The organism is Amycolatopsis balhimycina FH 1894, from assembly GCF_000384295.1.
Taxonomy (GTDB): domain Bacteria; phylum Actinomycetota; class Actinomycetes; order Mycobacteriales; family Pseudonocardiaceae; genus Amycolatopsis; species Amycolatopsis balhimycina.
In genome coordinates this window covers 5,520,706-5,541,990 of sequence record NZ_KB913037.1, presented here as the reverse complement: position 1 = coordinate 5,541,990, position 21,285 = coordinate 5,520,706, and the positions used below count along the sequence as shown (strand labels likewise).

General features: G+C 71.2%; 22 protein-coding genes. 11 read left to right on the top strand and 11 right to left on the bottom strand.

Annotated elements, in window-relative coordinates; all coding sequences use genetic code 11:
- Nucleotides 1–26 precede the first annotated feature (26 nt).
- Entirely contained in the window at nt 27–1,526 is a 1,500-nt protein-coding gene (locus A3CE_RS0124930; RefSeq protein WP_026468828.1) for an adenylate/guanylate cyclase domain-containing protein, read from the top strand.
- On the opposite strand, the gene A3CE_RS0124925 is transcribed toward A3CE_RS0124930, so the two are convergent.
- A complete protein-coding gene (locus A3CE_RS0124925; RefSeq protein WP_020642840.1) occupies nt 1,514–2,503 on the bottom strand; it encodes a beta-ketoacyl-ACP synthase III in 990 nt (329 codons plus the stop codon). The genes A3CE_RS0124930 and A3CE_RS0124925 overlap by 13 nt on opposite strands.
- 213 nt (nt 2,504–2,716) lie before the next feature.
- On the opposite strand from A3CE_RS0124925, the gene A3CE_RS0124920 reads away from it, so the two are divergent.
- The 3 genes from A3CE_RS0124920 (at nt 2,717) to A3CE_RS0124910 (ending at nt 5,012) form a co-directional block, all read left to right on the top strand.
- Entirely contained in the window at nt 2,717–3,190 is a 474-nt protein-coding gene (locus A3CE_RS0124920) for an Lrp/AsnC family transcriptional regulator (protein WP_020642839.1), read from the top strand.
- 30 nt (nt 3,191–3,220) lie between these two features.
- On the top strand, nt 3,221–4,453 hold the full coding sequence (locus A3CE_RS0124915; RefSeq protein WP_020642838.1) for an MFS transporter: 1,233 nt from the start codon (nt 3,221–3,223) through the stop codon (nt 4,451–4,453).
- A gap of 154 nt (nt 4,454–4,607) precedes the next feature.
- Nucleotides 4,608–5,012, top strand: coding sequence for an SsgA family sporulation/cell division regulator (locus A3CE_RS0124910; RefSeq protein WP_020642837.1), 405 nt, complete (start codon nt 4,608–4,610; stop codon nt 5,010–5,012).
- A 107-nt stretch (nt 5,013–5,119) separates the two neighbouring features.
- Here the strand turns inward: A3CE_RS0124910 and A3CE_RS0124905 are convergent, their stop codons facing one another.
- The gene (locus A3CE_RS0124905; protein ID WP_020642836.1) at nt 5,120–6,223 is read right to left on the bottom strand and encodes a S1 family peptidase; all 1,104 of its coding nucleotides are present in this window, start codon (nt 6,221–6,223) and stop codon (nt 5,120–5,122) included.
- A 445-nt stretch (nt 6,224–6,668) separates the two neighbouring features.
- Between A3CE_RS0124905 and A3CE_RS0124900 the strand changes: the two genes are divergently transcribed.
- Together A3CE_RS0124900 and A3CE_RS0124895 are read left to right on the top strand one after the other, a co-directional pair.
- Nucleotides 6,669–9,569: an ATP-binding protein gene (locus A3CE_RS0124900; protein ID WP_020642835.1), complete on the top strand. Its 2,901-nt coding sequence runs from the start codon at nt 6,669–6,671 to the stop codon at nt 9,567–9,569.
- Between the two features lie 185 nt (nt 9,570–9,754).
- Nucleotides 9,755–10,363, top strand: coding sequence for a DUF1345 domain-containing protein (locus A3CE_RS0124895; protein ID WP_020642834.1), 609 nt, complete (start codon nt 9,755–9,757; stop codon nt 10,361–10,363).
- A 1-nt stretch (nt 10,364) separates the two neighbouring features.
- Here A3CE_RS0124895 and A3CE_RS0124890 read toward each other — a convergent pair whose 3' ends face one another.
- The 4 genes from A3CE_RS0124890 to A3CE_RS0124875 all read right to left on the bottom strand — a co-directional run bounded on the left by A3CE_RS0124890 (nt 10,365) and on the right by A3CE_RS0124875 (nt 14,047).
- Complete coding sequence (locus tag A3CE_RS0124890; RefSeq protein WP_020642833.1) at nt 10,365–11,075, bottom strand: G1 family glutamic endopeptidase; 711 nt, start codon at nt 11,073–11,075, stop codon at nt 10,365–10,367.
- Between the two features lie 228 nt (nt 11,076–11,303).
- On the bottom strand, nt 11,304–12,353 hold the full coding sequence (locus tag A3CE_RS0124885; RefSeq protein WP_026468827.1) for an ABC transporter substrate-binding protein: 1,050 nt from the start codon (nt 12,351–12,353) through the stop codon (nt 11,304–11,306).
- A 13-nt stretch (nt 12,354–12,366) separates the two neighbouring features.
- Nucleotides 12,367–13,251: an ABC transporter permease gene (locus A3CE_RS0124880; protein ID WP_020642831.1), complete on the bottom strand. Its 885-nt coding sequence runs from the start codon at nt 13,249–13,251 to the stop codon at nt 12,367–12,369.
- Nucleotides 13,241–14,047 (bottom strand): ABC transporter ATP-binding protein, encoded by an 807-nt coding sequence (locus A3CE_RS0124875; protein WP_020642830.1) that lies wholly within the window; start codon nt 14,045–14,047, stop codon nt 13,241–13,243. Before A3CE_RS0124875 ends, A3CE_RS0124880 begins: the two co-directional genes overlap by 11 nt.
- A gap of 192 nt (nt 14,048–14,239) precedes the next feature.
- Between A3CE_RS0124875 and A3CE_RS0124870 the strand changes: the two genes are divergently transcribed.
- Together A3CE_RS0124870 and A3CE_RS0124865 are read left to right on the top strand one after the other, a co-directional pair.
- Complete coding sequence (locus A3CE_RS0124870; RefSeq protein ID WP_020642829.1) at nt 14,240–15,817, top strand: sensor histidine kinase; 1,578 nt, start codon at nt 14,240–14,242, stop codon at nt 15,815–15,817.
- Nucleotides 15,814–16,473 (top strand): response regulator, encoded by a 660-nt coding sequence (locus A3CE_RS0124865; protein WP_020642828.1) that lies wholly within the window; start codon nt 15,814–15,816, stop codon nt 16,471–16,473. The genes A3CE_RS0124870 and A3CE_RS0124865 overlap by 4 nt, the downstream gene beginning before the upstream one ends.
- 1 nt (nt 16,474) lies before the next feature.
- Here the strand turns inward: A3CE_RS0124865 and A3CE_RS0124860 are convergent, their stop codons facing one another.
- Together A3CE_RS0124860 and A3CE_RS0124855 are read right to left on the bottom strand one after the other, a co-directional pair.
- The gene (locus A3CE_RS0124860; protein ID WP_020642827.1) at nt 16,475–17,092 is read right to left on the bottom strand and encodes a hypothetical protein; all 618 of its coding nucleotides are present in this window, start codon (nt 17,090–17,092) and stop codon (nt 16,475–16,477) included.
- Nucleotides 17,093–17,212: 120 nt separating this feature from the next.
- Complete coding sequence (locus A3CE_RS0124855) at nt 17,213–18,019, bottom strand: SDR family NAD(P)-dependent oxidoreductase (protein WP_020642826.1); 807 nt, start codon at nt 18,017–18,019, stop codon at nt 17,213–17,215.
- A gap of 149 nt (nt 18,020–18,168) precedes the next feature.
- On the opposite strand from A3CE_RS0124855, the gene A3CE_RS0124850 reads away from it, so the two are divergent.
- The gene (locus A3CE_RS0124850) at nt 18,169–18,960 is read left to right on the top strand and encodes a trypsin-like serine peptidase (protein WP_020642825.1); all 792 of its coding nucleotides are present in this window, start codon (nt 18,169–18,171) and stop codon (nt 18,958–18,960) included.
- Between the two features lie 17 nt (nt 18,961–18,977).
- Nucleotides 18,978–19,202: an RNA-binding S4 domain-containing protein gene (locus A3CE_RS0124845; RefSeq protein WP_020642824.1), complete on the top strand. Its 225-nt coding sequence runs from the start codon at nt 18,978–18,980 to the stop codon at nt 19,200–19,202.
- Here A3CE_RS0124845 and A3CE_RS0124840 read toward each other — a convergent pair.
- Entirely contained in the window at nt 19,199–20,095 is an 897-nt protein-coding gene (locus tag A3CE_RS0124840) for an Ldh family oxidoreductase (RefSeq protein WP_020642823.1), read from the bottom strand. The two genes, A3CE_RS0124845 and A3CE_RS0124840, sit on opposite strands and share 4 nt — an antisense overlap.
- Nucleotides 20,096–20,241: 146 nt before the next feature.
- Here A3CE_RS0124840 and A3CE_RS0124835 point away from each other — a divergent pair, with 146 nt between their 5' ends.
- Nucleotides 20,242–20,523, top strand: coding sequence for a DUF2277 domain-containing protein (locus A3CE_RS0124835; protein WP_020642822.1), 282 nt, complete (start codon nt 20,242–20,244; stop codon nt 20,521–20,523).
- A 1-nt stretch (nt 20,524) separates the two neighbouring features.
- Here the strand turns inward: A3CE_RS0124835 and A3CE_RS55355 are convergent, their stop codons facing one another.
- The gene (locus A3CE_RS55355; protein ID WP_020642821.1) at nt 20,525–20,695 is read right to left on the bottom strand and encodes a VOC family protein; all 171 of its coding nucleotides are present in this window, start codon (nt 20,693–20,695) and stop codon (nt 20,525–20,527) included.
- A 93-nt stretch (nt 20,696–20,788) separates the two neighbouring features.
- Nucleotides 20,789–21,268, bottom strand: coding sequence for a hypothetical protein (locus tag A3CE_RS0124825; RefSeq protein WP_020642820.1), 480 nt, complete (start codon nt 21,266–21,268; stop codon nt 20,789–20,791).
- Between the last annotated feature and the right edge of the window lie 17 nt (nt 21,269–21,285).

The window sequence follows — 21,285 nt, the reverse complement described above, 5'->3', positions numbered from 1 at the left end:
GCATTTTCGGCCGTACGATCAACGCCGTGCGCAGGATCGCCGTGGGGAACTTCCGGGTGGTGTTGCGCACCAGCCTGGGCTTCGCCGGGCTGGGCGTCGGCTCGAGCGTCGCCGGGTCCGGTGTGGTCGCCCTGCTGCTGGTGCTGCAGGGCCTGCCGAAGGACGTCGGCGACCACGGCTGGATGCTCGGGCTGACCGCGGCCGGCATCGTCGCCGCGGCCCTGCTCGCCGGGACACTGTGGACGGCGTGGCTGCAACGCCGCACCGCGATCTGGTTCGTGCTCGGCCGCCCGCCGTCGGAGAGCGAGGCGCGGCGCGCGCTGCGGCTGCCGGTCGACATGGCGGTGGTCAGCGGCACGCTCTGGCTGCTCGGCACCGTCGCCCTCAGCGTGCTCGCCGGGGTGCTGGGCTCGGCCGGCGACGCCCTCGGCCTGGTGACGGTGATCGGGCTGGGCGGCCTCACCACCGTCGGGCTCACCTACCTCGCCGCCGAGTGGGTGGCGCGGCCGGTGATGACGATCGCGCTGGACGTCCTGCCGCCGCGCCGTTCGCTGCCGGTCACCGTGCTCACCCGGCTGATCGTCACCTGGGCGCTGGCCAGCGGCGTCCCGTTCGTGGGCGTGCTGCTCATCGCCACGCCGCCGGACCTGGGCTCGGGCGACCACACCGCGACCCTGATCACGTTGTCGGTGACCGGCCTCGGCGTCGGCGCGATCGGGACGGCGCTACTGGCCAGAGCGGTCGCGGCGCCCCTGCACCGGCTGCGCGTGGCGCTCGACGAGATCGCCCGCGGCAACACCGAGGTCGCGGTCGACGTCGACGACTCCAGTGAGATCGGCCTGCTCCAGACGTCGGTGAACCAGCTCGCCGCCGGCCTGCGCGAGCAGGCGCGGATGCGGGACCTGTTCGGCAGGCACGTCGGTGCCGACGTCGCCCGGCACGCGCTGGAGTACGGCGCGTCGCTGTCGGGTGACGTCCGCGAGGTCACGGCGTTGTTCGTCGACGTCGTCGATTCGACCGCGCTGGCCTACCGGACGCCGCCCGAGGAGCTGGTCAGGAAGCTGAACCGGCTGTTCGCCGCGGTCGTCTCCGCGGTGAACGCCCGCGGCGGCCTGGTCAACAAGTTCCAGGGCGACGCCGCGTTGTGCATCTTCGGCGCCCCGACCCGGTTGGCGGACGCGCCGACCGCCGCACTGGCCGCGGCCCGCGCGATCCGGGACGCGGTCCGCGCGGACGGCGAGCTCGACCTCGGCGTCGGCGTCTCGAGCGGCCCGGTGTTCGCCGGGCAGCTCGGCGCCAGCAGCCGGCTCGAGTACACCGTGATCGGCGACGCGGTCAACGAGGCCGCGCGGCTGACCGAACTCGCCAAGACGGTCCCGTCACGGATTCTCGCCAGCGACGCCGTCGTCTCCGTGGCCCTGCCCGGCGAAGCCGCGCACTGGGAGAAGCACGGGGAGCTGGAGCTGCGCGGCCGCCAGGAGGCGACGCCGACCTGGACGACCGCCGCCGGACCTCAGGACGGCTGATCCAGGTCGGGCCAGCGCAACACCGTCGAGCCCCAGGTCAGGCCCGCCCCGAACGCGCTGAGCAGGACGCGGTGGCCGGGCACGAGGGTGCCGTCGGCGCGGGCGTCGGCCAGGGCGAGCGGGATGGACGCGGCGCTGGTGTTGCCGACCCGGTCGATGTTGGCGACGACGGCGTCGGCCGGCATGCCGAGCTGCTTCGCCGTCGCCTGGAGGATCCGGATGTTCGCCTGGTGCCCGACGAAGCGGTCGACGTCGCCGACCATCCAGCCCGCGCGCTCCAGGACCGTCCGCGACGACTCGGCCATCCGCGCGCAGGCGTGCCGGAAGACCGCGGTGCCCTGCATGGCGAGGAAGCGGTCGGCCGGGGTGTCCGAAAGCCGCTTCCGGGCGCCGCCGGCCTCGACCCACAGCAGTTCGGCGTGCTCCCCCTCGCTGTGCAGGTCGAACGGCCCCAACGCGCCCGGCTCGCCGGCGTCGCCCGCGCGCAGGACCACCGCGCCGGCGCCGTCGCCGAAGATCGGGACGGTGGTGCGGTCGGCGGGGTCGATGAGCGTCGTGAAGGTGTCGGCGCCGATCACGAGCACGCGCTCGGCCAGCCCGCCCGCGATGAAACCGGCGGCCGTGGCCAGCGCGTAGACGAACCCGCTGCACACGGCGTTGACGTCGAACGCGGCGGCCGTGCCGAGCCCGAGCCGGGCGGCGACCTGCGGGGCGCTGGCCGGACAGGGCTGGTCGGGGGTGGAGGTGGCGAGGACGACGGCGTCGGCGGAACCGCCCCCGAGGGCTTCGCGCCCGGCCCCGACCGCGAGGTCCACAGTGGACTCGCCGGGTCCGGCGACGCGGCGCTCGCGGATCCCGGTACGGGTCCGGATCCATTCGTCCGAGGTGTCGAGCCGGGCGGCGATTTCGTGGTTGTCCAGGACTTTCGTCGGCAACCACGAACCGAGGCCGGTCAGCACGGCGGCAGGTGCGAGCACGGGAGAGCCTCCCCACGCCGGCGGGTTGGCGGAGCGACCGGCTGGTCTTCCACTTCTATGGGCTACCCCCTGGTAGACCGGTCAGTTGTGTTCCAGCTCACTTAAAAAGTTGTTTCATCTTCATCCCGGACGGAGTAGTGAGCGCCGTCACGACCGGGGTGTGCCGGGAGTGATCACCAGCGGATTGCCGGGGGTCCCCGTTAGCCTGCTGAGGTGCAGACACCCGACCTCGACCAGCTCGACATCGCCATCCTCGCCTGCCTCCAAGCGGACGCCCGCACCATCGCCGAGACCATCGGCGCGAAGGTCGGGCTCTCGGCCGCGGCGGTGCAGCGGCGGATCAAGCGGCTGCGCGAAGCGGGCGTCATCGAACGCGAGGTGGCGGTGCTGTCGCCCGCCGCGCTCGGCCTGAGCATGACGTTCGTGGTCATGGTCGAGATGGAGCGGGAGAACCTCGAGGTCATCGACGGGTTCCGCCGCCAGGTCCTCGCCGACGACTGCGTGCAGCAGTGCTACTACGTCACCGGCAACGCGGACTTCGTGCTGATCGTGACGTGCCCGGACATGACGGTCTTCGAGGCGTTCACCCGGCGGATGTTCTTCGACAACCCGAACGTCCGGCACTTCACCACGAGCGTCGCGATGGATCGCGTAAAGGTGGGGCTGACCCTGCCGCTCGACCCGTAAGCTGGAGTGCTGCCCAACTGGGGGGAAGGCATGCTTCGGATCTTTCTGGCCGCAACGCTGATCGACGCGCTGGGGAGCGGGCTGTGGGTCCCGTTCGCCCTGTTGTTCCTGGTGCACGGGCAGGGCATGAGCCTGGTCGACGCGGGCGCGTCGCTGACCACCGGCGCCCTGCTGGCTCTCGTCACGGGCCCGGCCACCGGAGCGGCGATGGACCGCTTCGGCCCGCGCGCCCTGCTCATCGCGGGCAACCTGGTGCGGCTCGCCGCCTTCGCGGCCTACCCGCTGGCGCACACGAGCTGGCAGGTGGTCGTGGTGTCGGCGGTGGCCGGTTTCGGCGACCGGCTGTTCTGGACGTGCAACGCGCCGATGGTCGCCCGGCTGACCACCGGTGCCGACACGGATCGGGTCCTGGCGACCCAGACGACGGCCCGGTTCGCGGGGGCGGGCCTCGGGGCGGTGGCGATGGCCGTGCTGCCGACGATCACCAGCCCGTGGGCGTTCCACCTGCTGGCGTACGCCAACGCGGCGAGCTTCGCGGTGGCGGCGGTGCTGATCCGGCTGCTCCCGCCACTTTCACGTGAAAGCTACGTCCTCGCTCCAGGCCGAAGGCGCCACTTTCACGTGAAAGTGGCGCCCTCCGGGAGCTGGCGGGCCGTGCTCGGGGATCGGCCGTTCACCGGGTTCTGCGTCACCCACATGGCCTTCACCCTCGCCAGCGCCAGCAAGTTCTCCGTGCTGCCGATCGTCGTGCGGGACCTCCTGCATGGTCCACAGTGGATCGCCGGGACCGCGATCACGCTCGGCACGGTGGTCGTCGTCACCGCACAGCGCCCGATCGTCTCGCTGCTGGCGCGGCGCAGCAGGACGACGGGACTGATCGGCGCCGCGGCGCTGTTCGCGCTCTGCTTCGCGCTGCTGATCCCGCTGGCGGCCGTCTCGCTGCCGGTGGCCACGGTGGTGATCCTCTTGACCAGTCTCGGGTTCTCGGTCGCGGAGGCGATGTTCGGCCCGACGGCCACCGCGGCGGCGGCCGCGGCCGCTCCGCCCGGCGCCGAAGGCCGCGCCAGCGCGATCTTCCAGCTTTCCTGGGGCCTGCCCATCGCGCTCGCGCCGGGCCTGCTGGCCGTCCTGCTCAGCGCGAGCAACGCGCTGACCTGGTCGATCCTGGCGCTGACCTGCGCGTCCGCCGTCCCCGCGCTGCTCGTGCTGCGGAAGAAACTGCCGGCGGCCCTGCGGGAGCCGTCACCAGCTGTCGCCGCCTGAGCGCAAGGGGTATGTGCCCGGTGTTACACCACAATGGACGGATGCAACCGATCAAGTGAACGTGAGAGTTTCTCCGTCATGACCGAAGGCCCTGGTCATCTCCTTGCCGAACAGTTCGCGCCGCGCGAACCACCGCGAGACTCCAGGAGGGGCCGTGCACACCGACGCCGTACACCAGAGCCAGTTCGTGCTGCTGAACGAGAGCACCACGCCCGTCCTGTCGCGCCTGTCCTACCACTCCGACGAGCCCTTCGCGGTGACCGTGGCCTTCCGGACCGAGCGCGGCCGGTGGATCGAGTGGACCTTCGCGCGTGACCTCCTCGTGTCCGGCCTCGACGAGCCGGCCGGTCTCGGTGACGTCCGGATCCGCCCGGACCTGTCCGACGACGAAGACTTTCTCACCCTGGAAATCGAGTCACCGGACGGCTATGCGTCGTTCGAGCTGGAGATCGAGGACATCCGGACGTTCCTCGAGGCGTCCTACGAACTCGTGCCGCTCGGCGAAGAGAGCGCGCACTTCGACGTCGACGGGCTGATCGAGGAGATCAGCAACGTCTGACCCCTGAGCCTCCCATTCCCGCGGCGAGGAACGAAGGGCGGGTTTCGGACGCGCTGGAGGCGCCCGAAACCCGCCCTTCCGTCGTTTCAGTGTGAGTCAGCCGGAGCTCAGCTGGTCTTCAGCGTGGTGCCGGTGCCCGAAAGCGCGGCGCCGATCGGGAAGAAGTACGTCACGGACGTGTTGCCGCCGGACAGCAGGCCCTGCGCCGAGTTGCCGGCGATGAAGCCGCCGCCCGAGTCGCCCGCCGCCGAGCGGACGTTGGTCGCGGTCATCCCGTAGACCGTGCCCTCGGAGTAGCGGACGGTCTGGTTCTTGGCGCCGATGGTGCCGCAGGTCCAGCCGGTGGTCGAGCCGGCCTTGCAGACCGACGTGCCGGTCGCGGCGTTGGACGAGCCACGCACCGCGGTGCCGTTGTTCATCTGCGCGAGCGGGGTCCAGTTGCTGTTGGTCCGGACCGCCGAGTAGTCGTTGGTCGGGAAGCTGTACCGGCCCCACGAACCGAGCGAAGCGCCGTTCGACCCGGTCAGCGCGCCGGCGCCGGTCAGCGCCGCGCAGTGGCCGGCGCTGAGGAAGCCGGTGGTCGTGGAGAAGCCGACCGAGCAGCGGGCGTTCCCGCCGATGTAGTAGGCGTCGCCACCGCGGACGTTGGCGTACACGGACGGCTGGGCCGCCGTCTCGACGACCGTCACCGCCGATTTGTCCACACCGGACTTGCCGAGGAACGCGTCGGCGGCCCCGCGCTGGCCCTGCAGCACGGAAAGCGTGACGCGGTTGGTCGCGGAGTTCACGCCCCAGCCGGTGATCGCCGCGGGCGCGGCCTTCTCACTGGCGTTCAGGGCACCGACGGTGGAGTCGAGCTGGCGGGCGCTGAACTTCACGACCTCCGCTTCCGCGCCGGCTTCACGGATCTTGCCGGCGAGCGCGGCGTTCGTCGTCTCGACGTGCGCCTTGCCCGTGGCGGCGTTGTAGGTCGCGCCGCCGAACGCGTCGCCGAGCGCCGCGCCGAGGCCTTCGGCGACCTTGTTCGCGACGTCCTCGCTCTTCAGCCGCGTCAGCGCCTGGTCGTGGGTCAAACCGAGGTCCCGCTGCATGGCGGGCACCATGTCCGGGTTCAGCAGGTCCTGGCCCGACGCGGGGACGGCGGTCGCGGCGAGCGCGCCCGTCGCCATGACCGCGGTGGCAGCGGCACCGAGAAGTCTCGCGATCTTCATGCTTCTCCCTAGATGGTTACGCGCGGCTCCACACCGGCCACGCAGTGGTACTCCCCCGAGTGAGCGTCCCCGCAGTGGGCGTTACGGTGCAATCCGGGCGAGCGGCGAATGGGTATACGCATTCGCCGCGGACGAATCCCCTGCTCCAGCCGGACTCAGGCCGTGCTGTCACCCGGTCGGACAGGTCCGTAAGTAGGGTTTCTGTGAATTACTTTCAGTAGTCACGCAGAGCACACGGACGCGTTAAGCGACGTTCGATCGTGCGATCACCCGAAGTTTCGGACGCGGGGTCACCCTTCGCCGCCGGTTCCCGCGGCAACCCGGTGACGGCCGGTGAGCGGACGCGTGAGAACGGCATCGGCCACGTATTCGGTGAAAGGTTTACGGACGGATCGGCGCTGCTTAGGCTCCCGCGGACAAGTCCCGGTGCGTCGAGGAGGGTCAAATGTGGCTGACCGCCCCCCGCCCCACCTCGGTCTCCATCCGCTCCGGACCGGCGAAGCTCACGGGCCGCGACGCCGAGCTCGACGCGATCGTCGACGTGCTCCGGCGGCGGCCCGCCGCGGTGCTCGTCGAAGGCGAGGCGGGCATGGGCCGGACCCGCCTGCTCGCGGAGATCGGGCGGCGCAAGGAGTTCGACGGCGGCCGCGTGCTCACCGGCGCCTGTCAGCCACTGCGGGAACCCTTCCCGTACGGGCCCATCCTGGAAGCGCTTCGTTCGGTCGGCGACGCGCCGCTCGGCCCGCTCAGCCCGGTCGCCGGCGTGCTGCTCCCGTTGCTCCCGGAGCTTGCGGAAGCGCTTCCTCCGCGCCCGGATCCCCTCGCCGACCCGGTCGCCGAACGCCACCGCGTGTTCCGCGCGGTGCGGGAGCTGCTGCAGGCCTGCGGGCCGACGCTCGTGCTGATCGACGACCTCCAGTGGGCCGACGAGGACACCCGTGACCTCCTGCGGTTCCTCGCCGGCGCGATGCCGCCGGAACTGGCCGTGGTCGCCGCCTACCGCTCCACGGCCGAAGCCGGCTGCGCCACGCCGTTCAGGACCGCCCCGGCCGTCTGCTCGGCGCGCGTCGCGCTGGGCGCGCTCGACGTCTCCGCGGTGCGCGAGCTCGCGGTCGAAATCCTCGAACTTCCGCGCGTCACCGACGAATTCGCGGCGAAGCTGCACGAGTGCACGGCCGGGATCCCGTTCGTGGCCGAAGAAACCCTGCGGGCGCTGAAGGAAGCGGCCGAGCGGCTCCCGGTCGGCGAGGTCCTCTCCGACCGGCTGCTGGAGAACCTCGAAGTCCCCGCGTTGCTGCGGGACGCCGTCACCGAACGGCTTTCCGCGCTGCCCGAGCACGCCGTGCGCCTCGCCGGGGCGGCCGCGGTCCTCGGTGTCGGCGCCGAGGCCGCCGTCCTCGGCGAACTGGCCGGGCTGACCGGCGACGCCCTCCGCACCGCGCTGCTCGCGGCGTTGTCCGCCGGTGTGCTCGGCGAAGCCGGCGACGGCAAGTACGGCTTCCGGCACCCGCTGGCGCGCAAGGCGGTCTACGACACGGTGAGCGGGCCGGAACGCGCGTTGCTGCACGCGCAGGCGATCCGGGTGCTCGCCGCCCAGCCGTCACCGCCGCTCACGCTGCTGGCCCGGCACTCTCGTGCGGCCGGCCGCGTCGACCAGTGGCGGCACTACGCCGAAGCGGCCGCCGACGAGGCGATCACCCGCGGCGAGACGTCCCGCGCGATCGATCTCCTGCAGTCGGTGCTCGCCGAACCCGGTCCGTCGCAGCCGGACATCGGGCGCGTGGCCGGCAAGCTGAGCCAGGTCGCGCTGCGGGGGTTCCGCCCCGACGTCATCGGCACGCTGGAGCGCGTCCTCGAAGAGGTGACGCTGCCGCCGTCGGTCCGCGGCTCGATCCGGCTGAGCCTCGGCATGCTGCTGGTCCGGACCATCGGCGGGCTCGGCCGCGGCCGGCTGGAGGTCGAGCGCGCGGTCGGCGAGCTGACCGACCGCCCCGACCTCGCCGCGCGCGGGATCACGCTGCTCGCCCAGCCGATCGACGGGCTGACGCCGTTGTCGTGGCACGAATCCTGGCGTGCCCGCGCGGGCGAGGTGTACGAGCGGCTCGACGACCCCGAGCTGCGGCTCGCCCTGACCGCCGACCGCATCGCGGCCGCGTCGCACGTCGGCGACGGCTCGGCGTGGACGGAGTTCGAAGCGCTGTCGGACACCGTCGGCACGGTCGCCGAGCGCGTCCAGCTGGCCCGGCTGTGGTGCAACCTCGCCGACGGCCAGTCCTGGGCGGGCCACCTCGACCGGGCGGAGCGGCTGGTGACCGAGGGCGTCCGGCGCGCGACCGACGCCGGCGCGTTGTACGCGATCGGCCTGATCCAGGGCACCCGCGTCCGGCTGGACTGGGTGCGCGGCCGCTGGACCGGGCTCGCCGAAGCCGCCGAGCAGCTGCGGGACAGCTACCCGGAGCTCGGCCCGATCGTCATGGAGTCGTCGCTGGTCCTCGGCGGGCTCGCGGCCGTGCGCGGGGAGTTCGCCGCCGCGCGACGGCACCTGACCGCGGCGAGCGTGCACGCGCCGGACTGCGGTCCCATCCCGGTGGTGCTGTCGGCGGCCGGGGTCCTGATCTCCGTGCTGCTGGCGACCGACGACGTCGACGCCGCGTGCGCGGCGGCGGACACCGCGGTGGCCGCGGCCCGGCGCAAGGACGTCTGGATCTGGGCGGCCGCGCTCGTCCCGGCAGCGGCCCAGGCGTACGCCCGCGCCGGGCGCTGGCCGGAGGCCGACAGCGTGGTCGAGGCGTTCGCGCGCGGGATCGAGGGCCGTGACGCGCCGGTGGCCGCGGCCGCGGTGGTGGCCGGGCGGGCGGTGCTGCTGGAGGCCCGCGCGAAGCACCTGGCCGCGGCGACGCTGTTCGACGAAGCCGCGTCGGGGTACGCGGGCCTGCCGATGCCCTATCCGGCGACGGCGATGCGGGAGCGGGCCGCGATGTGCCGGCTCGCCGCGGGCAACCGCGAAGCCGTCGAAGAACTGACCGCGGCGGCCGAGGCGTACGAACGGCTCGGTGCCACCCGGGACGCCGGCCGGTGCCGTCACCAGCTGCGCGAGCACGGCGCGTGGGCACCTTCGCAACGCGGGCGGCGCGGGTACGGGAGCGAGCTGTCGCCGCGGGAACGCGAAGTGGCGCGGATGCTCGCGGAGGGAAGAACGAACCGGGAGATCGCGGACGGGCTGTTCCTCTCGCCGCGAACGGTGGAGCAGCACGTCGCGAAGGTGCTTCGCAAACTCGGAGCCCGCTCACGCACGGACGTCGCCCGCAAGCTCCCCGGCACGGTCACCACCGCCCCGGCCGGCTGACCGCCACGCCCCAAACGCCGTGAACGACTCTTTCCTGTCATCTGACGACAGGAAAGAGTCGTTCACGGCATCGGGCCGGGCGTGCGTTGGCGGGGTGAGCGGTGGCGACCTAACGTGAGCCGGTGACAGAAGAGGCTCTTCCCGCCTGGCGCCGGCGGACCACCGGCGAGACGCGCTGGCCCGCGATGGCTGTCGTGGTCGCCACCCTGGTGCTGCAGGTCGCCCTGCCCGAGGACATGGCGCTGCACCCGTGGTGGCTGCTGCCCGCCGTCTCGGGGCTGCTCGTCGTCGCGCTCCTGCTCGCCAACCCGGGCCGGATGACGCAGTTCAGTGCCGTCGAGCGGACCATCTCGCTGCTGCTGGTCGCCGCCGTGACCGCGGTGAACGGCGCGTCGGCGGGCCAGCTCGTCTACGGCATCGCCACCGGCTCGATCGGCGACCGCGCCGGCGCCGTCCTGGTCACCGGCGTGATCGTCTACTGGACGAACATCGTCGCCTTCTCGCTCTGGTACTGGGAGTTCGACCGCGGCGGCCCCGGCAAGCGGGCTGCAGGCCGGGCGCGGTACCCCGACCTGCAGTTCCCGCAGATGGCCGACCCGGGCCTGGCGGACCAGGACTGGGAACCGTCCTATTTGGACTACCTGTACTTCTCCTTCACCAACGCGGCCGCCTTCAGCCCCACCGACGTCATGCCCCTGCGGATCTGGGCGAAGATGACGATGATGCTGCAGGCCTTCGTCTCGCTGGTGCTGGCGGTGCTGGTGGTCGCCTGGGCGATCAACAACCTGAAGTAGCTCAGTGACGCGAAATGGTGAAGCTCTGGCCGTCCGAGCCGATGGCGCCCGGGATCCACGTGTTGGTGCCGCGGTCGTCGGCGTCGAGACCGGACGGGCTCGTCGAGGCCAGGTTCGTCCCGTTGAACTTGACGCCGGTGAACTTGACCCCGCCCGAAATGCTCGGGTAGGAGTCCGTCGGCGACTCGATGATCGCCTCGGCCGACGCGTGCTTCGACGTCAGCGACTTCGTGGTGGACTTCGACCAGCCCTTGGTGGTGTCGGACAGGTCCAGCCGGTAGGTGTTGGTGGCGGTGCGCGTCACCGTCGCGGTGATGTGGTCGCCCGCGCTGACCGACACGCTGTAGTACACCGGCGCGGCCGGGTACATCTCGTACCAGGCCGAGTACACCGCCCGCCCGCTGGAGCAGTCGGTCTCGACGCCGGTCTGTTCCACTGTGGACGATCCGTCGCCGTCGATGCCGACCCACGGCGCGAACAGGTCGTCGGTGGAGTTGCAGGTCACCGAGGGTTCGGTCCAGCTCGCCGTCGCCGTGGTGAAGCTGCCGAAACTGACGTAACCACCCCAGTTGCCACCCGCGAACTGGTGACCGTGGAAGTGAGCACCGTACTGGACCGCAGCGTGGGCCGTGCCCGAGACGGCGAGGCCGGCGGCGGCAGCCGCGGCCGCCGTGAGCACGCGGACAGTGCGCGACGAGAGGAATTTGGACATTCGGGGACTCCGTTCACCGAGGGGGACCGGGAAAGCCGTGTGTCCAAGTGTTGGATTCGCGCCGCCGGGAAGGTAGCTACTTTCGAAGGGTCTTCACATTCCGGGAAAGACTCACCATTTGCCGGATTTACGTCGTATTGAACGAAAAGACCCGTGAAGGCCTCCGCGGGGGAGAGACCTTCACGGGTCCATGTCGCTCACCTACCGCCCGGTCAGGTGAGCGGGGCTTCAGCCTTGTTTCGCGGCCGCGTCGACGAACTCCGTCGTGTAGGTCTTCGACAGGTCGATCGAGTCCTTCTTCGGCTTCACGTTCTTCGAGAAGCTCGAAAGCACCTCGAGCACGTTCTTCGCACCGTCGGCGTCCATCTTGCCGTCACCGTTGAACATCCCGATGCTGTCCTTGATGGACTTGACGTACAGCGCCTTGTCACCGCCGCTGTAGGACGGCGGCATCTTCGCCGCGATCTCCTCGGGGCTGTGCTGATCGATCCACTTCAGCGTGGCGACGAAGGCGTTGGCCAGCTTCTGCACCGCGTCCTTGTTCCGGTCGACGAAGTCACAGCTCATGTACAGCGACGACGCCGGGTACAGCCCGCCCAGCGCGGCCTTCGTGCCTTCGACCGTCCGCAGGTCGTAGAGCACCTTCGCCTTGCCGGTGTTGGTCAGCTGCGCGATGGTCGGGTCGGTGGTCATGCCGCCGTCGATGCCGCCGTTGTCCAGGCTCGCGATGAACGTCTGCCCGGCGCCGACCTTGACCGGCGTGTACTGGTCGGCCCCGACGCCCGCCTTGGCCGCCAGCGCCTTCGTGAGGAAGTCGGTGGACGACCCGAGCGACGTCACGCCCAGCTTCTTGCCCTTGAAGTCGGCCGAGCTCTTGATCTGATCGGCCTGCTTGGTGCCGACGACCTCGGCCTCACCGGGGATGTTGGCCAGCTGCACCACGCTCTTGATGCACTGGTCCTTGGCCTGCAGGTCGATCGTGTGGTCGTAGAACCCGACCACGCCCTGCACCTGACCGGCGACTAGCGCGGTCTCGGCGTTGGCGCCCGACTGCTCGCTCTGCAGCTCGACGTCGATGCCCTGGGCGGCGAAGTTCCCCAGCTGCTGGGTGAGCATGGCGGGCAGGTAGATGACCTTTTCCAGGCCGCCGACCATGATCGTGACCTTGGGCTTGCCGCCCTCCCCCGTCGCGGCGACGCGGGAGTCCTGGCAGGCGGTGGTCAGCGCCGCCACCACGGTCAGCGCGGTCACCGCGCCGGCGATTCGGCGAATCCTCATCGATTCGTTCCTTTCAGATGACGGTCTGGCTGGAGGCGGACATCGAGGGCCGCCACCGCAGCAGCCGGTTCTCGAGGTTCCCGATGCCCCACTCGGCGACGAGGGCGACGACGGTGATGATGATCATCGCGGCGTAGATGCCCGCGGAGTCGAACGTGCCTTGTGCGTTCGAAATCAGGAAGCCGATGCCCGCCTTGGACCCGGCGTACTCGCCGACGACCGCGCCGATCAGCGCGAAGCCGAACGCGGTGTGCAGCGAGGACAGGATCCACGACGTCGCGCTCGGCAGCACGATCGCCTTGATCACCTGCATCCGGCCCGCGCCGAGGATGCGCGCGTTGTCGATCAGGTTGCGGTCCACCTCGCGGGCGCCGGTGAAGGCGTTGAAGAACACGACGAAGAACACCAGCACGACGACCGTGGCGACCTTGGACGCCAGCCCCAGCCCGAACCAGATGACGAACAGCGACGCGAGCACGATGCGCGGCACCGCGTTGGCGGCCTTGATGAACGGCGCGAGCACGTCGGCCAGGTACTGGCTGCGGCCCAGGATCACGCCGAAGATGACGCCGGCCACCGCACCGATCGCGAAGCCGACCAGTGCCTCTTCGACGGTGACCCACAGCTGGTACCAGAGCGAGCCGAAGTCGGTGCCGCTGGTGATCCACTCGACCAGCCGCAGCCAGATGCGGGACGGCTTCGAGTAGAAGAACGGGTCGATCCAGTAGGTCGCGGTCAGTTCCCAGCTGCCGAGCCACACGACGACCAGTGCCAGCCGCAGCAGCCAGGTGTTGCGCTTGCGCCGCGACGACGCGCGCTTCGCCTTCGTGAGGATGTCCTGCTCGGTTTCCAGCACCGGCAGGGTGGTGGCCGGAGCCGCGGGGGTCTCAAGCGACATTGGTCGCTCCCTTCTGGCGGGCCTTGTCGACCTCGCTGCGCAGCGATTCCCAGATGTCGGCGTAGAGCTTGCGGAAGTCTTCGGTGAGCCGCAGGTCCTCCACCTTTCGCGGCCGCTCCAGGGGAATCTCGAAGACGTCCTTCACGGTGGCCGGCGACGAGGTCAGCACGACGACCTTGTCCGACAGCGCGATCGCCTCGTCGAGGTCGTGCGTCACGAAGATGACCGCGGCACCCGAACCGGACCACAGCCGCAGCAGCTCGTCCTGCATCAGCGCCCGCGTCTGGACGTCCAGTGCCGAGAACGGCTCGTCCATCAGCATGATCTTCGGCTTGGTGACCAGCGTCTGGGCCAGCGCGACGCGCTTGCGCATCCCGCCGGAGAGCTGGTGCGGGTAGTACTTCTCGAACCCGGCGAGCCCGACCCGGCCGATCCAGTCGACGGCCTGGGCGCGGGCCTCGGCCTTCGGCACGCCGCGGAAGCGCGGGCCGGAGGCGACGTTGTCGAGCACCGAACGCCACGGCATCACGGCGTCGGTCTGGAACATGTAGCCGACGCCGTCCGGAATGGACGTCACGTCCTCGCCGTTCACCCGCACCCGGCCGGCGGACGGCGGCTGCAGCCCGGAGACCAGCGAGAGCGTCGTCGACTTGCCGCAGCCCGTCGGGCCGACGACCGCGACGAACTCGCCGGGCTGGACGGTCATGGTCAGATCGCGGACGGCCGTGTGCACGGAACCGGACCCGCTCGGGAACCTTTTGGTGGCTCCGGTGAGTTCGATCAGTGGGGGAACCATGGGGAGGTGACTCCTTTGTCACGTGGTGGGGGTCACGTTGGGGAACGACGTTAAGTACGTGTGGCGCCCGCGTGAAGCTTGTCGACGTTCTGCGTCGCAGCTGCGCGTTCTGAATGTTTTGCACATTTAGCGCACGGCCTTGACCTGGGGGTATGGTTCCGAGCCATGCCAAAGTGGGCGCTCTTCCCGCGCATGCGGTTCAGCAGGCAGGTGCTGCTGCTGCAGATCGGCGTGGTGCTCCTCGTCGTCGGGATCGGCGTCGCGCTGGTCAGCGTGCTGCTGAGCCACACGCTCACCGACCAGTACGGCCGCCGCGCGCTGGCCATCGCGAAGTCCGTCGCCGCGGATCCGGTCGTCGTCGCGAACGCCGCCGCGAAGCTCCCCGGCGGGCCCCTCGAAGAACGCGTCCTCGCCGTCACGAAGGTCAACGAGGCCTTGTTCGTCGTGATCACCGACGACAAGGGCATCCGGCTGGCCCACCCGACGGAGAGCCTGATCGGCCAGCGGGTGAGCACCCCTCCGGACGTGGCCCTCGCCGGCGGCGACGAGGTCAGCGCGGTGCAGAGCGGGACACTCGGCCTGTCCGTGCGCAGCAAGACGCCGATCTGGCAGGGCCCGCGCGTGGTCGGCGAGGTCAGCGTCGGCTTCGAGGTCGGCGACCCGACCGGCGACTTCAACCGGCTGCTGACGATCACGCTGTTGTTCGCCGGCGGCGCGTTGCTGCTCGGTGCGGGCGCGTCGGCGCTGCTGAACCGGCGGCTGCGGCGCGTCACCCACGGCCTCGAACCGCACGAACTGACCGAGCTGCTCTACGAACGGGAAGCCGTGCTGCACGGGATCGGCGAAGGCGTGCTCGCCGTCGACGAGGCGAACCGCGTGTCGGTGCGCAACGACGAAGCCGAACGCCTGCTCGGTACCGAACTGCCGATCGGCGCGTCGATGGCCGAGCTCGAGCTCAGCCCGCGGCTGCACAAGGCCGTCGCCGAAGGACGTCCGGTCGACAACCTCCTCGCGGTGGCCGGGAACCGCGTGCTGGTGATCAATTCCCGTGCTGTGCGGCTCGACGACCGCCCGATCGGCACCGTGCTCACCTTCCGCGACCGCACCGACCTCGACACGCTCACCCGCGAGCTCGACGGCATCCGTGCGCTGTCCGACGGCCTGCGCGCCCAGCGGCACGAGTTCGCCAACCGCCTGCACACGCTCTACGGGCTGCTCCAGCTCGGCCACCACGGCGAGGCCGTCGAGTACCTGCAGACGCTGACGGACTCGTCGTCGGCGCGGCCGAGCGAGCTGGGCGACGCGGTCGCCGACCCGTACCTGCAGGCGCTGCTCGTCGCGAAAACCGAGCAGGCGCAGGAAAAAGGCCTCAGCCTGAAGCTCGCCGAGGACAGCTGGGTGCCGGCGACGGTGACCGACCCGATCGCCGCCAACACCGTGATCGGCAACCTCGTCGACAACGCCCTGCACGCCGCGCGGATGGGTCCGCGGCGGCCGGCGGCCGTCGAGATCGGCCTGTTCGCCGACGGCACCACCCTGCACGTGTCCGTTGTGGACAGTGGGCCGGGTGTGCCCGCGGACCTGCGGCGGACGTTGTTCGACGAAGGCGTCTCGACGAAGATCGCACCCGGCCACGGCCTCGGCCTCGCGCTCGCCCGGCAGGCCGCCCGCGCCCACGGCGGCGACGTCTGGCTGGCCGACCCCGCCGAAGACGAGACGGGGGCCCTGTTCGTCGCCAAACTGCCCGGAATGCTGACGGAGGACGGATGATCCGCACGCTGATCGTCGACGACGACTTCCGGGTCGCCGGCGTGCACGCCGGGTTCGTCGAGGAGGTCGAAGGCTTCGCGGTGGTCGGCACCGCGCACACCGCCGCCGAGGCGCGCGCCCGCGTCCGGGAGCTCTCGCCGGACCTGATCCTGCTCGACGTCTACCTGCCCGACGAGTCCGGTCTCGCCGTGCTCCCGGAACTGCAGACCGACACGATCGTGCTGTCCGCGGCGACCGACAGCGCGTCGGTGGCCGCGGCGATCCGGGCCGGCGCGCTGAACTACCTGATCAAGCCGTTCACCACGCGCCAGCTCGCTGAACGGCTGACGTCCTACGCGCGCTTCCGCGCCCTGCTCGCCGAAGAGCGGGCCCTGGCCCAGGACGACGTCGACCGCGCCTACCGCGTGCTGCACGACCAGGACCGCACGTCCGCGCCGAAGGGCCAGTCGACGGCGACGTCGCGGCTGGTTTCGGAGCAGCTGCGCAAGGCGGGCCGACCGCTGTCGGCCGCGGAGGTCGCCGGGGAACTCGGCATGGCGCGGGCGACGGCGCAGCGGTACCTCACCGCGCTCGCGGAGTCCGGGACGGTCCAGATGCGCCTGCGCTACGGCGCCACCGGCCGCCCCGAGCACGAATACCGCTGGACCGGCGCCTGACTCAGCGTCCGCCGTAGCGCCGCACCATGCTCTGGGCGACGTCGAACCACACCTGGACGGGGTCGGTGGCAGGCGGCGGCTTGGCCGACGACGCCGGCAGGTCGACCCGGGCCTCGTCCTCCGCCGGCGTCGTCTTCTTCGGCTGCGGTTTCGCTTGTGCCTGCACCTGTTTCGGCGCCTGCTTCGCGGGCGCCGGCACGTACACGGTCTTCGGCGGCGGCGTGACGACGACCGGCGCCTGCGGGGCCGCCGGCTCCGGGACGGCTGCCGTGGCCACGGCCGGGCGCGGATCCACCTGCGCCACGTCATCGGATGTCGCGGGCGTGAAGAGGCCGCCGGTGAACAGCCCGCCACCCAGCCAGCCGGCCGCGACGAGCAGCACCGCGGCACCACCGCCGAGCCAGCCGCGGGCCCGGCGCCGGATCACCACCGACTTCGGGCGCAGGTCCCGGTCGCACACCGGCGGCCGGGTGAAGATCGGCTCAGCCGCGGTGACCTCGTCGTCGGTGCGGCGGCGCCGGGGCAGGCTCGCCGCGACGATGCCGGTGCGATCCAGCAACTCCCCCGCGGTGCGGTCGCTGGACGGACGGGTCGCACTGCGTTGTGCGGTGCGAAGCATCGGGGACCTCCGGTACGGGGCTCGCGGACCCCCCGCATTCTGGACCATTTCGGACGGTCCTGTCAGAAACGCAACTCCATTGAGTGACAAGACAGCCGGAAAAAGGATTCAGTTTTCGGACTACTTGAGCCCGAGCCGCGCGAGCGCCGCCAGCGGCCGCTGGTAGGCCGAGCCGAGGACGCGCGGGATGGCGTCGATCACGTAGGCGTCCGGTCCGATGAGGATCCGCGCCGACTTGCGCTCGATCCCGCGCAGGATCGTCTGCGCCGCCTTCTCCGGTGTCGTGCGGGCGATCCGCTCGAAACCCTGCGCGGCCTTCTCCTGGTCGTCGGCGCCGCCGCGGGAGTTGCGCACGATGTTGGTCTTGATCCCGCCGGGGTGCACGCAGCTCACCGCGACCGGGCGGCGCGCGAGCAGCATTTCCTCGCGCAGCGCTTCGGTGAACCCGCGCACCGCGAACTTGGCCGCGTTGTACGCGCTCTGCGTCGGCACGCCGACGAAGCCGAACACGCTGGAAATGTTGACGACGTGCCCTTCGCCGGAAGCGATCAGGTGCGGCAGGAACGCTTTCGTCCCGTTCACGACCCCACCGAGGTTGACGCCCATCAGCCAGTCGTAGTCCTCGAACGTCATTTCCTCGACGGTCGCGCCGAGCGCCACCCCGGCGTTGTTCACGATGACGTTGACACCGCCGAACTCGTCGGCGACGTCTTCGGCGTGCGCGAGCACGGCACTGCGGTCGGAAACGTCCAGTGTGTACGCGCGGGCGTCGCCGCCGGCCAGCTTCGCCGTCTCCTCCGCGTTCGCGGTGTCGACGTCGGAAAGCGCGACCCGCGCGCCGCGCCGGGCGAACTCGCACGCCAGGGCGCGGCCGATGCCCGAACCCGCCCCGGTGACCACCACGACCTTGTCCGTGAACTGCTTCATCGGCACTCCCGCCCGTCAGGTGTTACTCGCGAGTTACGGATACTAGCGCCTGTGAGCTTGCTGTGGGTGTGCTGATTGTGTCGGTGCGTCGTCCTAAAGTGGTGGGGTCGACAGGTACCGGACCGGACGGACGAGGGAGGCGATGCACTGTGCGGCGGCCAGCCGTCCTGTTCATCCTGGCTGCGGTCGCCCTGCTCGGCGCGGCTCTCGTGGTGATCGCCCGCGGTCAGCCGTTCGCCGGCGCGTCACCGGACGTCGGCACGATCGAAGCGGCACCGGCGACCTCCCCCGCCCTGCCCGCGGTGTCGAGTCCCGCGGTCGGCGCGCTGTTCCAGGAGGGGTCGCACTACTGCACGGCCAGCGTCGTGCACAGCGAGCAGGGCAACGTGCTGCTGACGGCGGCCCACTGCCTCCACGAAGGCGAGGGCGGCGGCTACCTGACCAACGTCACGTTCGCGCCCGCTTTCCACGACGGCATCGCGCCGTTCGGCTACTGGGCGGTGTCCGACGAGCTCGTCGCGCCCGGCTGGAGCGCGTCGTCGGACCCGGATCTCGACGTCGGCTTCGCGACCGCGCACCAGGTCGGCACGACCAAGACGCTGGAGAGCCTCGTCGGCGCGAACGTCCTCGCCACCGGCACCGCGTTCGAACAGGCCATCACGCTCACCGGCTACCCGGACGACTCCGAGATCGCCGCCGTCTGCCAGAACACCACCAGCCAGCAGGACACTTTCCAGCTGAAAGTGAACTGCGCGGGCTTCCCGACCGGCACCAGCGGCGGGCCGTGGGTCACCGGGCAGAACCCGCGGACCCGGCTCGGCACGGTGATCGGCGTCATCGGCGGGTTCGAGTACGGCGGCGACGACCCCGACACGTCTTACTCGAGCTACTTCGACAAGGACGTCCTGGCGCTCTACCGGCAGACGACCGCCCGCACCTGAGGCGGCATGATGCGGGTATGAGCGACCCCGTCGACGTACCCATCACCGGCGAGCCGATCCGGCTCGGCCAGTTCCTCAAGCTGGCCGGCCTCGCCGAGGACGGCTCCCACGCCAAAGACCTGATCGACGCCGAGGAGGTCACGGTCAACGGCGAGGTGGAGACCCGCCGCGGCCGCCAGCTGACCGACGGCGACGTCGTGGCGGTCGGCCCCGACCGCGGCAAGGTCATCCTGGTCCACTAGCCGACGCTGGTCAGTGGTGGGAGGCCGATCGACGCGGCGAGCGCGTCCAGCTCACGGCGCACCGGCCCGGCCAGTGGCACGCCGAGGGCCCGGCACTGCTCCAGGTGCTGGGCCTCGCGGCAGCCGGGGTAGCGGATCGGCGTGCTGCCGTCCCAGCCGAGCATGCTGCCGAAGAGCGCGCTCGCGGCGCGGTAGAAGCCGTCGGCGCTGCGCAGCGTCGTCGGTGCGATCGCCAGCACCAGCAGGCCGGTGTCGTGTTCGTGGTCGGCGACGCCGGAAAGCACCCCGGCGAGGACTTCGACCAGCAGCGTCAGCCCGGCGGCTTCCGAGCCCGGCCGGTCCAGGTCGAAGACGAACTCGGGGTACGCGCCGCCCGGGGCGGCCATGCCCAGCGGGTTCAGCGGCTGGCCGGGTTCGCCGCCCGCGGCGAGCACCAGCCCGATCATCGCGTGCGGCAGGGCGCGCGCGGCGTGGTGCCCGGCCCGCCCGAACGGCCCGGCGCCCCGCATCGACACGAGCCCGACGCCGAAGCGGCCGGCCCGGGTCACCGCCCGGTCCATCGCGTCGCCCACGGCCCAGAGCCCGGGCCCGCGGCGGTAGTCGATCAACGCGGCGGCGCCGCGGTCGGCGATCATCAGCGGCTCGGCGTGCGGCACGACGAGCCCGTCCTTCAGCAGCGGCAGGTGGACGCGGGTCAGGTCGGCGACGCCGGTTTCCGGCGAGCCGGTCAGGTCGCCGTGGCAGAGCGCCTCGGCCGCCATGCGGGCCCGCGCTTCGGGGAGGCCGTGGGCGGCGAAGACGTGTGCCACGAGGGTGACCAGTTCGTCGGCCCGCACGCGCGGCCAGGCCTGTTCCGGGATCGGGGTGTCCGGCGTTTCTTCTTCGGCGATCACGGGTCCGGGGCGGGCGGAGCGGAAGGGACGCGGTCTGAGAGGCACTTACCCGACATTGCCCAGCGCGGGTACGGGCGTCAACGAGGTGGGGCCGGGCCTACCCGACCGTGTGATCGATGGGTCCGGAGAGTCGTACCCTGGGCGGCATGTGCCGAAACATCACCACCCTCCGGGGGCTCCAGCCGGCCGCGACGGGCGAGGAGATCGAGGCCGCGGCCCGCCAGTACGTCCGCAAGGTGACCGGCGTCCAGTCGCTTTCGGACGCCACGCGCGAGCCGTTCGAGGCCGCGGTGGCCGAAATCGCCGAGATCACCACCCGGCTGCTGGAGCAGCTGCCCGAACGCCGTCAGCCCCCGGCGACCGTGCCACCGCTGCGGCGCCCCGAGGTGCAGGCACGGATCGCCGCGAAAGCCCTGCAACAGCCGTGAGTCAGCGCACGGGCCGCGCGTAGCCCCGCTCGCCGGTGTGGTCGACGCCGTCGTCGTCCGGGAACTCGTGAGTGACCTCGAGCCCCAGCGCGCGCTCGTACCACTCGCGGCTGCGCGCCAGGTCGCGCACGGGGAACTTGACGTGGTGGAAACCCTCGATCTTCGCGGTCATCGCCGCCCCTCTCGCCGAGCAGGAGGGTAAATCCCGGCGGGGAGTTTTCCCAGTCCCGATAGGGTGATCACCTGGGCGGACAGGGCGCGGCATTCACTTTGACCTGGGCTTGAGCGGCCAGGTCGGCACCAGCAGGCCGGCGATCCCGAGCAGCAGCCCGCCGCCCGCGACCGCGAAGATCCAGTTGCCGGGCAGCCGGACTTCGCCGGCGGTGTCGGTCGCGTCCTCGGACTTGCCGGGCCAGTAGCGCACCTCGATGCGGCTGCCCCGGAGGTAACCGCGACCGGTCCGGATCCTGGTGTGCCGGTCGTAGCTCGTAGGGGTCCGCACGTCCATCGACCGGCCGGCGGGTCCGTCCACCCGCGCGACGACCCGGTCCAGGTCGAGCACCCGCTCCACGGTCGCCGGAGCCACCACCGAGCCGGCCCGGTCCCGGAGGGTGACCCCGAGGAACATCAGGCCGACGAAGGACACCAGCGCGATCGCCAGGCAAGCCATCGAGAACGGCGTCACCGGCGCGCCCGGGGCGTCCGGCTGCCATCCGGGGCCGTCCGGATCCCACCGCGTCTTCATGTGGTGAGCACGCCGGA